The 11,971-nt window shown below is 64.6% G+C and carries 9 protein-coding genes; 3 read left to right on the top strand and 6 right to left on the bottom strand.

The features are described from left to right. The first annotated feature begins 47 nt into the window (after positions 1 to 47). Together FDY95_RS02085 and FDY95_RS02080 are read left to right on the top strand one after the other, a co-directional pair. Complete coding sequence (locus FDY95_RS02085) at positions 48 to 1,478, top strand: hypothetical protein (protein WP_138075054.1); 1,431 nt, start codon at positions 48 to 50, stop codon at positions 1,476 to 1,478. Between the two features lie 280 nt (positions 1,479 to 1,758). Beyond that, the gene (locus FDY95_RS02080; RefSeq protein ID WP_138075053.1) at positions 1,759 to 3,189 is read left to right on the top strand and encodes a hypothetical protein; all 1,431 of its coding nucleotides are present in this window, start codon (positions 1,759 to 1,761) and stop codon (positions 3,187 to 3,189) included. 78 nt (positions 3,190 to 3,267) lie between these two features. On the opposite strand, the gene FDY95_RS02075 is transcribed toward FDY95_RS02080, so the two are convergent. Together FDY95_RS02075 and FDY95_RS02070 are read right to left on the bottom strand one after the other, a co-directional pair. Further along, a complete protein-coding gene (locus tag FDY95_RS02075) occupies positions 3,268 to 4,245 on the bottom strand; it encodes a pyruvate dehydrogenase complex E1 component subunit beta (protein WP_138075052.1) in 978 nt (325 codons plus the stop codon). A 196-nt stretch (positions 4,246 to 4,441) separates the two neighbouring features. Then, entirely contained in the window at positions 4,442 to 6,178 is a 1,737-nt protein-coding gene (locus FDY95_RS02070) for a tetratricopeptide repeat protein (RefSeq protein WP_138075051.1), read from the bottom strand. A 232-nt stretch (positions 6,179 to 6,410) separates the two neighbouring features. Between FDY95_RS02070 and FDY95_RS02065 the strand changes: the two genes are divergently transcribed. Further along, on the top strand, positions 6,411 to 6,629 hold the full coding sequence (locus FDY95_RS02065) for a PspC domain-containing protein (protein ID WP_138075050.1): 219 nt from the start codon (positions 6,411 to 6,413) through the stop codon (positions 6,627 to 6,629). Between the two features lie 144 nt (positions 6,630 to 6,773). Here the strand turns inward: FDY95_RS02065 and FDY95_RS02060 are convergent, their stop codons facing one another. The 4 genes from FDY95_RS02060 to hutH all read right to left on the bottom strand — a co-directional run bounded on the left by FDY95_RS02060 (position 6,774) and on the right by hutH (position 11,829). Next, positions 6,774 to 7,829, bottom strand: coding sequence for a glycosyltransferase family 2 protein (locus tag FDY95_RS02060; RefSeq protein ID WP_246073900.1), 1,056 nt, complete (start codon positions 7,827 to 7,829; stop codon positions 6,774 to 6,776). Further along, a complete protein-coding gene (locus FDY95_RS02055; RefSeq protein ID WP_138075049.1) occupies positions 7,819 to 8,154 on the bottom strand; it encodes a YbaB/EbfC family nucleoid-associated protein in 336 nt (111 codons plus the stop codon). The genes FDY95_RS02060 and FDY95_RS02055 overlap by 11 nt, the downstream gene beginning before the upstream one ends. A 125-nt stretch (positions 8,155 to 8,279) precedes the next feature. After that, positions 8,280 to 10,253, bottom strand: coding sequence for a T9SS type B sorting domain-containing protein (locus FDY95_RS02050; RefSeq protein WP_171025487.1), 1,974 nt, complete (start codon positions 10,251 to 10,253; stop codon positions 8,280 to 8,282). 79 nt (positions 10,254 to 10,332) lie between these two features. Then, entirely contained in the window at positions 10,333 to 11,829 is a 1,497-nt protein-coding gene (hutH, locus tag FDY95_RS02045; protein ID WP_138075047.1) for a histidine ammonia-lyase, read from the bottom strand. Positions 11,830 to 11,971: the final 142 nt, after the last annotated feature.

Here is an 11,971-nt window from a genome sequence, read left to right as displayed (position 1 = left end):
TGCCGCTGCCTCGATGCGCGACCTTCTCGTCACATTTTCCGTTGCGTTTGCCCGATTCCACCGCCTTTCTGCCGAGCCGACCTGCTTGGCGCCTTTATTTGCCGCTGGCCCTGCTAGTGCTGCTGGGCTACCTGCTGTATTTGCCGCTGACCGGCTACCCGCGTTTGGTGTATGACGCCGAGCTGTACTGGTTCATCTCCATCTACTTCCACAAAGCAGGCAGCATCTCGCTGCTGCACTTCCACGATGCCATGCGCGGCTACGTGTGGCCGCTGCTGCTGCTGCCGGCGCGGGTGGCACAGTTTTATTCAGGGCTGCCGCCCATCTTCTTTACCCGCCTGCTGGGCGCGCTAACGGCGGCCGGGGGCTTCGGGCTGCTGGGGCCGCTGCTGTGGCAGGCCGTGCGGGCCGCCGCTGCGCCGCTGAGCTGGCGGCGGCGGCTGGCGTTTGCCGGCCTCGGTTTCCTGCTGTGGCGCGACCATTTCAACTTCCCGCTCACCGATTTCCCCGCGCTGTGGGCGCTGGGTCTCGGCCTGTTGCTGCTCTTCCGTCGGCCGGGGTGCCTGGGGCCGGCGCTGGCGGCGGGCCTGTGCCTGGCCGCGGCCACCAACATGCGCCCGATCTACCTCGCGTCGGTGCCATTCTTTCTGATGCTACAGTGGATGTTGCTGCCCGCCGGGCTGAGTGCTGGCCGCCTCGCCGGAGCGGTAGCCGCGTTGCTACTGGGGGCGGTGCTGGTGCTCGGGCCGCAGCTGCTCATCAATCAGCGCCACTTCGCCCAAGACACCCCGCTGGTGCTGGCCCAGGATGCCAATATTGCCCCCGGCACCTTGTATTGCTTCAAGCTGCTGCGGGGCCTGAAGTTTCAGAAGTACGAAACCAGCATCGGCACCGATTATCCGCAGTCGGTGCTCTTCTTTTTCGACCCCGCCGGCCGCCGCTTCGTGGAGCAGCAGCACCTGCGGGAGTTTCGCTCCACCGCCGAATACGCCCGCCTGGTGTTGCGGCACCCGGTATTCTTCGCCCGCCTTTACTTGCGGCGCCTCTTCAACGGTCTCGACGTGCAGTACCCTACGCCTTACATTCAGCGGGTGTACGCGCCCACCTGGGGGCTTGCCATGCTGAATTATACCATCTGGTTTGCCGCCGGGTTGGTGGCGTGGCACGGGCGTCGACGGCTGAGCGCAGTGCAATGGTTGGTGCTAGCGACCCTGCTGGTACCCTGCTTGCTCGTCGTGCCCACCGACCTGGAATGCCGTTATCTGTTGCCCCTGCATCTGCTGCTCTACGCGCTGCTGTGCTTCGGCTGGTCCGCTAAGTGGCGGCCGGCAGCAATACCCCAGCGGCGGCTGTGGCTGGTTGGTGCGGCTTACGCGGCGTTTTTGTGGGGATGCTTTGTCCTCTCGGCCACTACCCAAGCCCAACTAGAGTATGGTGGCCGCTCGTTGTTGGGCCAGCGACTGTCGCCCCCGCGCTAGCTGCCCGGGGCCGGCTCCTTGGCTGGGCAGCGTAGGAGCGTGTTCGGGTTTTGGCTTAACAGGCCTCCAAACCCCAGGCGGAGCCCCGCGCAACGTCTGCACCGCACGATTCAACGAGGCAGTAGAACTGCTTCGACGGCGCGGCTGCCAGATGAGCAGGACCAGAAACTGAGAAAACCAAACACGCCCTATACCCGCAAGATTTGGTTTCCGCACGTCGCCGGGGATACACCGTTTGCGAATCCGCTATACTTTTGTCTGCGCATTGTATCCGTATTGCATGAAAGAATCTGCTTCAAAACGTCCGCTGCTCGAAAACAGCCTCCTGTGGTTCTTTATCGTCTTCTTGGTGTTTTCAACGCACTTGCTTACCTCGAAGTATAATACCCTTTATTATGATTCGCATGATTACTGGAAGTATGCCAAAACCTTTGTGGTGGATGATAAATTTTCGCTTCTGAATTTCACTGACCGGTTGCGGGGGTATGTGTACCCCTTGCTGAATTACCCGCTTATCTTCTTTTTCAGCGAGGGCGACCCGGAACCGTCCAGCAAAGAAATGGTGGCCATTAAACTGCTGGGGGCACTGTACGCCAGTACAATATTTGCCGTGGTGGCGCCGTCGTTGTGGATGGCCGTTACACGCACGAATCGGCTCGGCTGGTTTCGCCGGTTAGCTTTTGCCGCCGCCGGGTTTTTCATGTGGCGGGACTATTTCAATTTCACGCTTTCGGATTTTCCCGGGCTTCTGGCGGTAATGGCAGCTATTCTCGCGGCGTACAAGCTGCGGAATATTCCGGGTGCTTTTCTGGTGGGCGTTCTGACTGCCGCTGCGATATACATACGGCCGGTATACGTGCTGTCCGCGCCTTTTTTATTGCTGCTGGTTGTGCAGCAGCAGGCCGTGTTACGTCAGAAGTATCTGCATGCCCGCAATTACCTGGCCCTTGCTGCCTTTGCTGGCGGCCTCGTTCTGGTCGGATTGCCGCAGTATTTAATCAATAAAACGAATTTGGGAAGCAATAGCGTATTGGTGCTGGCCGATAACGAATATTATTTGGTTGCCGGGAAACCCAACTTGTACCTGTGGCAATTAAATAGCGGGTTGAAAGTTCAGCGTTACGAAACCAATATTGGCGGCGACTACCCCAATGCGCAGGTGTTCTTCAACGACTTGGCGGGGCAGACCATGCTTAATAACGAAGGCGTAGCTGAGCTTACGTCATACGCAGATTATTTTCTGTTTATGCTTAAAAGGCCCGTTGATGCTATTGCGTTGTATGGCCGGCACCTCTTTAATGGGCTGGATATCTTATACACCACGCCGTACCTGGCCCATGTACATGCGAAGGCACTGTGGCTGTCATTCCTGAACTATACGTATTTCTTTAGCGCCCTGCTGGTCCTGATTTTTGCGAAAAAGAACCTGCGTATCGATCATTGGTTGATTTTGGCCGCCTTGCTGCTGCCCTGCGCCGCCTGCGTGCCGATGGTGGTCGAGTGCCGTTTTTTCCTGCCCTTGCACCTGCTACTCTACGCGGTAGCCTGCTTTGGCTGGCCCAGCCACTGGCAAGGCCAATTCAAGCAGCTGACGCGGCTGCAGCTGACGCGACTGGCCACGTCCTACGCCTTCTTCCTACTGATCTGCTTTATGCTGTCTTCCAGCACGCAAGCAACGCTGCAAATGGCCACGAAAATCATTCAGCCCTAACAGGTTGAATGATAGGCCACAGCAAAAAGGCCCGGATGGAATACCATCCGGGCCTTTTTGCTGATTGCGTAGGCTGGTTTAGCGGTACAGCACGTCTTTCACCGCCTTCACCGTGCGGGCTACGTTCGGCAGTGCGGCTTCGATGAGGGTGGGGGCGTAGGGCAGGGGCACGTCGGCCGAGGTCACGCGGCCGATGGGGGCGTCGAGGTAGTCGAAGGCGTAGCGCTGCACGTGGTAGGCCAGCTCCGAGCTGATCGAGGCCAGCGGCCAGGCTTCCTCCACCACCACGAGGCGGTTGGTTTTCTTCACCGATTCCACCAGGGTGGCGTAGTCGATGGGGCGCACCGAACGCAGGTCGATGACCTCGGCTTCGATGCCTTCCTTGGCCAGCTCGTCGGCGGCGGCGTACACCACCTTCATCATCTTGCCGAAGGATACCAGCGTCACGTCCTTGCCCGGCCGCACGATGTTGGCTTTGCCGATTTCGAGGATGTACTCCTCTTCCGGCACCTCGCCCTTGTCGCCGTACATCAGCTCCGACTCCATGAAAATCACCGGGTCGTTGTCGCGGATGGCGGCCTTGAGCAGGCCCTTCGCGTCGTAGGGGTTGGAGGGCACCACCACTTTCAGGCCGGGGGTGTTGGCGTACCAGTTCTCGAAGTTCTGTGAGTGCTGCGAGGAGAGCATGCCCGCGTTGCCCGTCGGGCCGCGGAACACGATGGGGCAGGTGTACTGCCCGCCCGACATCGACATCATCTTGGCGGCCGAGTTAATCACCTGGTCGATGGCCACCAGCGAGAAGTTGAAGGTCATGAACTCGATGATGGGGCGCAGGCCGTTCATCGAAGCACCCACGCCGATGCCGGCAAAGCCCAGCTCGGCAATCGGGGTGTCGATGACGCGCTCCGCACCAAACTCGTCGAGCATGCCTTGGCTTACTTTGTAGGCGCCGTTGTATTCGGCTACCTCTTCGCCCATCAGGAAAATGCTCGGGTCACGGCGCATTTCCTCGGACATGGCTTCGCGCAGGGCTTCCCGGAATTGGATGGTCCGCATGTAGATGTCAGGAAAGAAAAAGTCGGGTCAATGAAAACTTGGGCCGATTCGGGCTGAACCGGCTCGTAAAGCTACAACCCTCGGCCGGAGTGGGCAAATTCGGGCCACCTCGCGGGAAATAGCAAACGTTTGCGGCGGGTAAAACTGCTTACGCCATCGATTCGCGCTACGACGTACGCGGCGCGCACATCCGCATTTACTGCCGCAGGGCCTCGGTAAAGACCTTATTCGAGGCGTACTCGCGGAATTCCAGGTCCTCCACGGCCCGCTGGGCGTAGCTGCGGTCGAGCTGCACGGCGCGGCGCAGAAACTGGCCCACGTCGCCGGGGCGCTGGGCGCGGGCGGCCACCACGGCCAGGCAGTAGTAGGCCTGCGCGTCGTTGGGCCGGATGGTGAGGGCCTGCTGGTAGCGGTCGGCGGCGCCCTCGTAGTTTTCCTTCATCAGGTAGATGAGGGCCTTGTTCATCACGTTCTGGTAGGCCTGCGGGTCGCCGAAGGCGAGGCTGCGCAGGGCGTCGTCGGTCTGGCCGATTTCGATTTCCAGGGCGGCTTTGTCGGCAAAGACCTTGTCGAGCACCAGGCGCGGGCCGCCGAGCTTGATGGCGTAGTCGTAGTTCTGCAGGGCTTCGAGCCGGTCGCCGGCGCGGTGCCAGGCGGTGGCCACGTGGTAGAACATGTCGGCCGTGGGGTTGCGGTGGGCGGCCAGCGTGAAGTTGGTGGCCGCCCGGCGCTGGTAGGCCTTGCGCACCCGGTCCGATACCTCCTTGTCGGCGCGCTCCAGCAGCACCACCCCGAGGTTGTGGTAGGCCTGCCAGCTGCCCGAGGTGGCCACGGCCGTTTCGTAGATGCGCTGCTTTTCGGCCAGCAGCGGCGTGAGCGTGGCCGAGTAGCGCAGCTCCTCGGGCGTCAGCGCGTCGGCCTCCACTTCCTTCTCCACGATTTTCTTCGAGAGAATGTAGATTTCCGACTGCAGGCGCTTGGGTGCCGAGTATTTCACGGCCACCGTGCCGAAGCGCATCACCGGGTAGATGTACTGCTCCAGGTAGTCGAAGTAGCTGAGCCGGTGCAGGGCTTTTTCCTTGCCGGCCCAGCCGCCGGGCGCGTCGTTGATGATGTCGATAACCGAATCCTGCTGGGCCGGCTTCAGGGCCGAGGCCTGCAGCTTGCTCACGAACAAATCCCAGCGGCGGTGGTAGGCCTGCGTCTCGAAGCGCACCGATTTTGGGGAATTAAGGTAGGAATCGGTATCGAGGCGCTTCTGGTAATACTTCAGCAGGGCTTTCACGCGCTTGTCGGCCAGCTGCGCGTCGTGCGAGTCCAGCGAGTCGGGTGAGTGGCCGGCCACAATCATCACCCGCTCGGTGCGCTGGTTGGCCTCGATAAATTCCTCCAGCGCGGCCACGTTGGTGCCCAGGTAGTTGCGGATGGCCGACTGGCCCTGGTCGAAGAAAAAGGGCAGCACCCGGGTGCCGCCGCCCTCCAGGCTGGCCGCCTCGGGTAGGTACTGCACGGGCAGCAGCTCGCGCACCACCATCCGGCTGGGCTGGGCCACGCCCCGCGCCAGCACGATTTCCTGCTCGGCCTTGAGCACCTTGCCGTTGGCCTTGAGCTGGCGCACCTGCGGGCGGGCCAGCAGCTGGCCCGGGTTTTTGCGCGGCTCGAAGCGAAATGCTATCGGCTTGCGCACTACCAGCAGGCTCTTGTCGGCGTCGTCGTACACGTACTCGCCGAGCTGAAAGCGCACGGTGCCCACGGTGTCTTCGCGCAGGCCGTTGTCGTAGCGGTAGCGCAGGGGCAGCTCGTACACGGCGCCCTTGTGCAGGTGCGCGGCGGGCACTTTGATGGTCAGCTCCCCGAGCACCTGGTCGCCGTTGGCCTCCAGCACCGGCGGGTGGGGCTGCACCTGCTGGCCGCCCTGGGCAACCCGCAACATGCGCGGCAACGTACAAGCGGGAAGCCAAGCCGTTGAAATAACCGTAATTAGCGGGACCAGCGCGCGGCGCGAAACATTCATGCAACTCAATTCAGACGGCAAAATCAGCACCCTTAACGCAGATTGCGGCGGCTCGGACACGTAACCAACGAACTTTACGGCGCCCGGGATTTGCCCGATTGCCGGCAGCAAGTTAACTTTTCGGCAGAACTGCCCTGAACCCCACCCCGCTATGAAACGCATTACCGACTTTATCGAGCAGCAAAGCTTCGGCGTGTGCAGCGCCATGGGCAACCGGCTGGGCTTCTCCACGCGTAGCGTCCGCCTGTCCTTTATCTACGCCTCGTTCTTCACGTTCGGCTCGCCCGTCGTGCTCTACTTCGCGCTGGCCTTCTGGATGAACATGCGCCGCGCCCTGCGCCAGCAGCGGAGCACGGTTTGGGATTTGTAGCACTGGCTTTTGACTTCGACTTCAACCCGGCTGGATGGCGTTGCGCTATCCGGCCGGGTTTTTCGTTATGGCCTGGCCGTTCAGCGGAGAAATCAGCCCGCTGAGGGCGCCGAAGAAACGCTGAGGGCGCAGAGCGCGGACGATTCAGGGCAGCAGCTCACTGAAGCGACGCTTGCCCCGCGCGAAGTAGGCCCAGACCAGGCTGCCGTTGTAGGTGCCGGGCCGCTGGGCGGCGCGCAAATGCGGCTTGGCCAGTGCGCGCCGTTGCCGCCAGTAGTCCAGCTTCTGCCAGAAATGCCAGTGGGCCCGCAGGATGGCGCGGAAGTCGCCAGCCTGGCCTTTCGCCAGCATCTGCGCAGCGGCTACGAGGTCGAGCACGGTGCGCTGCAGCAGCGTGGGCCACAGTTCGCCGGGCGCTAGGTTTTTGTAGAGCAGGGCCAGGCCGTTGCGGAAGTTTAGGTAAGTCTTGCGCGGATTTGACTTGTGCAGGGTGCCGCCGCCCACGTGGTACACAGTGCTGCCGCCGTGGTACCACACCTCATAACCGGCGTTCCAGAGGCGCCAGCACAGGTCGATTTCCTCCATGTGGGCGAAAAACGCCGGCTCCAGGCCCTGCTGCGCGTGCCAGGCCTCGGCGCGTACCAGCATGCAGGCGCCGGTAGCCCAGGCCACGGGACGCGGGTCGTCGTACTGGCCCTGGTCGGTTTCCAGCGTGTCGAACAGGCGGCCGCGGCAGAAGGGGTAGCCCAGGCGGTCGAGGTAGCCGCCGCCGGCGCCGGCGTACTCAAACTCCGTCTTGGCGTGGAAGGCGCGAATTTTGGGCTGCACGGCGGCCACCGCGGGCCGCTCGGCCAGGAGCTGCAGCTGCGGGCGCAGCCAGTCGGGCGTCACTTCCACGTCGGAGTTGAGCAGCACGTAGTGCGCGTAGCCGAGCAGCTCGCGCAGGGCGCGGTTGTAGCCCTCGCAGAAGCCGAAATTCTCGGCCAGGCGCAGCACCTGCACCTGCTCGGGGTAGTGCGCCCGCAGCCAGGCCACCGAGTCGTCGGAGCTGGCGTTGTCGGCCACCACGATGCGGGCCGCGTCGGAATGGGCCAGCACCGACGGGAGAAACTGCTCCAGCCAGCGCCGCCCGTTCCAGTTCAGGATGACCACGGCCACGCCGGTGGCGTAGCCGGTGGCCGGTACGCTGCTAGAGGCCAAATCCGCTCAGGTCGAGGCCGGGAATGTTGGGCAGCAGGCCCTGGGTGCGCGACTTGAGGTGGTCCTTGCCCTTGTCGCCGGCTTCGTCGAGTACTTTGTTGACGGCGGCCACCACCAGGTCGGCCAGCATGTCGCGGTCCTGCGGGGTGAGCAGCGTCTCGTCGATTTCCAGCTTGAGCAGCTGGCGCTTGCCGTTGGCCGTGGCGCGCACCATGCCGCCGCCGGCTTCGGCCGTGGCCGTGATGTGCTGCAGCTCTTCCTGGGCTTGCTTTACTTTCTCTTGCAGGTCTTTCAGGCGACCCATCATGCCCATCATGTCAAACATAGCGGAGGCGGTTTTCGGGAAAAGGGGAGAAACAACCGCGCCGGACCACGGCCAAACCGCGGCCCGGCGCCGGCGTTGGGACTTCAAAAGTACGCCACGCAAGCCGACCGGCCTACTACCGCTGCTCAGCGCAGCAGCGTGACGGTGGCGCGCTGGATGATGCGCTGCCCGGTTTCATCCACAGCCTCAAAGCGGTACGAAAACACCTGCGGGGCGGCCAGCGCGCCGCGGATGCGGCCGTCCCAGGTCTGGGCGCGGTCGGTGGCGCGGAATACCTCCACGCCGTTGCGGTCGTAGAGCGTCAGGCTGAAGGCCTTCAGGAAGCGGCCCTTGATTTCGAGCACGTCGTTCAGCCCGTCGCCGTTGGGACTGAAAGCCGTGGGGATAATCACCAGCAGCTTGCGGGTGACGGTGGCCACGTTGCTGAACACCACCAGGCCCGCGGCCGAAGTGGCTTCGAGGCGGTAGCGCAGCACCTGCCGGTCGGTGGGCGGGGCAGGGGCCTGGGCGGGCTGGGTGGCGGTGCTCAGGGCCGAGCTGCTGAGCTCCTGGCCGGCCTCATCGAGCAGGATGAGGCGGTAGCGCCAGCCGCTGCCCTGGCCGGCCGGCTCGGCCCAGGTTAGGTCGATGCGGTTGCCTTCGCGGTCGGTGGGCACGGCGGCCAGCACCGGCGGGCAGGCGCTGGGGCCATCGGCCGAGGCGTTGCCGCAGGGGTCGGTGAGGCGGCCGACGTAGCAGGGCACCTGCGCGGGCGTCACCAGCCCGGGCTGATCAACTACCGGGCGGCGACGCGAGAAGGGAAGCTCGGTGGTGGTGGTGCCAAGCGTACGGCGCAGCAGCAGGCGGCTGGCCGTATCGGCGGCCGCGGCGGCCAGGTTGATTTCGACGCTGTTGTCGAGGCGGAACGAAGCCGTTAGGCGCGGAGCGGGTGCGGCCTGGGCGGCCACCGTCGTCACCGTGCGCTCAGCCGAAACGGAGGTGGCCGGGCCGCTGCGGGCCACAACCTGGTAGCGGTAGGCCACGCCGCAGGTCACCGTCTGGTCGGTGTACTGGCGGTCGGTGGCCGCGACGGTAGCCAGCGGCTGCCCGTCGCGCAGCAGGTCGTAGGCGGTGACGGTGCTGCCGGCGGGTTGGCTCCAGGTGAGCGTGTTCTGGCGGTCGGCCGAACTGACCTGCAGATCCACCGGGCAAAGCACCGCCGAGGGGCGGTTGAGCAGGCCGCAGGCATCGGTGAGGCGCAGGCGGTAGCAGCTGCTGAGCGAGGCGCCGGGCAGCTCAAACGTGGTGCTGGTGGCCGGTACCGGCGTGCCCGGGCCGGCGTCGGGCTCCAGCACGTAGCGGAAGCTCGGGTCGTTGACCAGGCCGCTGAACGTGAAGGCCAGTCCGGTGGGCAGCACCGCCAGCCGCTGCAGCCCCGGCGTGCCGGCGGTGGGCGGTGCGGTGAATGTCACCGGGGTACTGCCCTCGCAGAGCAGCGCGTCGGTGTAGTTGGCGTACACGGTGAGCCCAGCGGCTCCGGCCGGCACGGGGTAGGCCGCGCCGCTGGGCTGCGTTAGGGGCTGGCGCGGGCCGTTGCCCAGCTGGATTTCGTAGCGGATGTTGGACTGCGCGTTGGTAATGGCCACGAATACCTGCGTGAATGGGCTGCCGCAATAGCGCACCTGCACGGCCGGTACCGGCGCCGCGCGCACCTCAAACGAGCGGGAATACTGCAGCCCTAGGCGGTTGGCCGGGTAGCCGTTGCCGCCCGCCGGAAAGGGGTTGGGCCGCTGCTGCAGAATGATCAAGGGGCCCGTACTGGGCACCGTCAGCGTGGTGATGGTATCGGTGTTGGCGCCGCTGCAGCCTAAGCCGTAGCGGATGTTGGTGCGCGGAATATTCTCACCGCCGCAGTAGCGCACCCGGATGCGCGTACCAGCGCAGAGCACCGTGGGGCCGTTGGGGCCGGCCACGTCGAGCAGCTGGCCGGTGGTGCTGTAGACCTGAAAGCAGTTGCCGGGGATGCCCACGTCGTCGAGGGGGCACACCGCTTGGGCCTGGGCCGCCATTATGGTCAGCCCCAGCAGGCACCCCAGCAGTCCGAAACAACGAAGCATCATGGCGAGACCAACGCGGGCTGGCCGGTTTTCATATTTCATCAGCGGCTATTCTGTACGAAAGCAAGGCAGCGCCGGGTGGCTACACCCAGGCATACGTGCGCACAAACTGCGCGGCGGCGTGCAGGTCGGGGTAGAGCACCCGGTCGCGGGCAATGAAGGGCGCCTGTTGCTGAAACGCGGCTACCACCGCTTCCAGGGCTTCGGACGAGCGGGCCGGGCGGCGGAAGGCCAGGGCCTGCACCGCATTCAGCAGCTCGATGCCGAGCACCTGCTCGGTGTTTTCGATGACGCGCAGGGCCTTGGTGGCCGCGTTGGCGCCCATGCTCACGTGGTCTTCCTGCCCGTTGCTGCTCACGATGCTGTCGACGGAAGCGGGGGTGCACAACTGCTTGCTCTGGCTGACGATGCTGGCGGCGGCGTACTGCGGAATCATCAGGCCGGAGTTCAGCCCCGGCTCGGCCACCAAGAAGGGCGGCAGGCCGCGCTGCCCGCCGATGAGCTGGTAGGTGCGGCGCTCCGAAATCGAGCCCAGCTCGGCTACGGCAATGGCCAGGAAATCAAGCGAAAGGGCCAGGGGCTGGCCGTGGAAGTTGCCACCGGAGAGGATGGCGTCGCTTTCGGGGAAGATGTTGGGGTTGTCGGTGACGGCGTTGCACTCGGTCTCGACCACGCCGGCCACGTGCTGCACCGCGTCGCGGGAGGCGCCGTGCACCTGGGGCATGCAGCGGAAGGAGTAGGGGTCCTGCACGGCGGTTTTCGCTTGCTGCTGCAGCTCGCTGCCGGCCAGCAGCTCGCGCAGGTGGCGGGCGGTGGCCAATTGGCCGGCGTGGGGCCGGATGCGGTGCAGGCGCTCATCGAAGGGCTCGGGGCGGCCGTCGAAGGCTTCGAGGGACAGGGCGCCGATAACGTCGGCTGCTTCGAGCAGGCGGCGGGCCCGCAGGGTGGTGTGCACGGCGTAGGCCAGCATAAACTGGGTGCCGTTGAGCAGGGCCAGCCCTTCCTTGGCCTGCAGCTCGATGGGCTGCCAGCTGAAGAGGTGCATGGCGTCGGCGGCGGCGAGGCGGTAACCTTCAAAGTGCACCTCGCCCAGCCCGATGAGGGGCAGGCAGAGGTGGGCCAGCGGGGCCAGGTCGCCGCTGGCGCCGAGGGAGCCCTGCTGGTAGACGACGGGGTGAATGCCGCGGTTGTAGAAATCGAGCAGGCGCTGCACGGTGCGCAACTGCACCCCGCTGTGGCCGTAGCTCAGGCTCTGGGCCTTCAGGAGCAGCATCAGCCGCACCAGCTCGGCGGGGACCTCCTGCCCCGTGCCGCAGGCGTGCGACATCATCAGGTTGGTCTGGAGCTGGCCGCGGTCTTCGGGCGAGATGCTGGTGTTGCAGAGGGCGCCGAAGCCGGTGTTGATGCCGTAGATGGGCGCGTCGGAGTGTTCGAGGCGGTCTTGCAGGTACTGGTGGCAGTGCTCGATGCGTTGGCGGGCGTCGTCGCTGAGGGCGAGGGGGCGCTGTTCGCGGAGTACTTGCTCCAGGGTATTGAGGTCGAGGTAAGTGGCGGGGCTGAGGGTAAACGTGTCGGGCATGGGGTGAAGCGCGGCCGGGGCGAGGGGGTGGGCGGCCGTTTGGGAGCCGGAAGCTACTCAGATTGGGCGAAATCAGCGGCCCCGGCGCCAACTCGACCCGCCCGGCGGCTGCCGGGAACTGAACGCGCAGCTGCGGCAACGG

The organism is Hymenobacter jeollabukensis (assembly GCF_005771675.1).
Taxonomy (GTDB): domain Bacteria; phylum Bacteroidota; class Bacteroidia; order Cytophagales; family Hymenobacteraceae; genus Solirubrum; species Solirubrum jeollabukense.
The sequence above is the reverse complement of the archived record's forward strand: the minus strand, read 5'-3'. Positions and strand labels throughout refer to the sequence as shown.

Bases quoted from the DNA above. Each gene is read 5' to 3' on its own strand.
- FDY95_RS02080 (WP_138075053.1), top strand. From the start codon at position 1,759: ATGAAAGAATCTGCTTCAAAACGTCCGCTGCTCGAAAACAGCCTCCTG.
- FDY95_RS02075 (WP_138075052.1), bottom strand. From the start codon at position 4,245: ATGCGGACCATCCAATTCCGGGAAGCCCTGCGCGAAGCCATGTCCGAG.
- FDY95_RS02070 (WP_138075051.1), bottom strand. From the start codon at position 6,178: ATGTTGCGGGTTGCCCAGGGCGGCCAGCAGGTGCAGCCCCACCCGCCG.
- FDY95_RS02065 (WP_138075050.1), top strand. From the start codon at position 6,411: ATGAAACGCATTACCGACTTTATCGAGCAGCAAAGCTTCGGCGTGTGC.
- FDY95_RS02055 (WP_138075049.1), bottom strand. From the start codon at position 8,154: ATGTTTGACATGATGGGCATGATGGGTCGCCTGAAAGACCTGCAAGAG.
- FDY95_RS02050 (WP_171025487.1), bottom strand. From the start codon at position 10,253: ATGATGCTTCGTTGTTTCGGACTGCTGGGGTGCCTGCTGGGGCTGACC.
- hutH (WP_138075047.1), bottom strand. From the start codon at position 11,829: ATGCCCGACACGTTTACCCTCAGCCCCGCCACTTACCTCGACCTCAAT.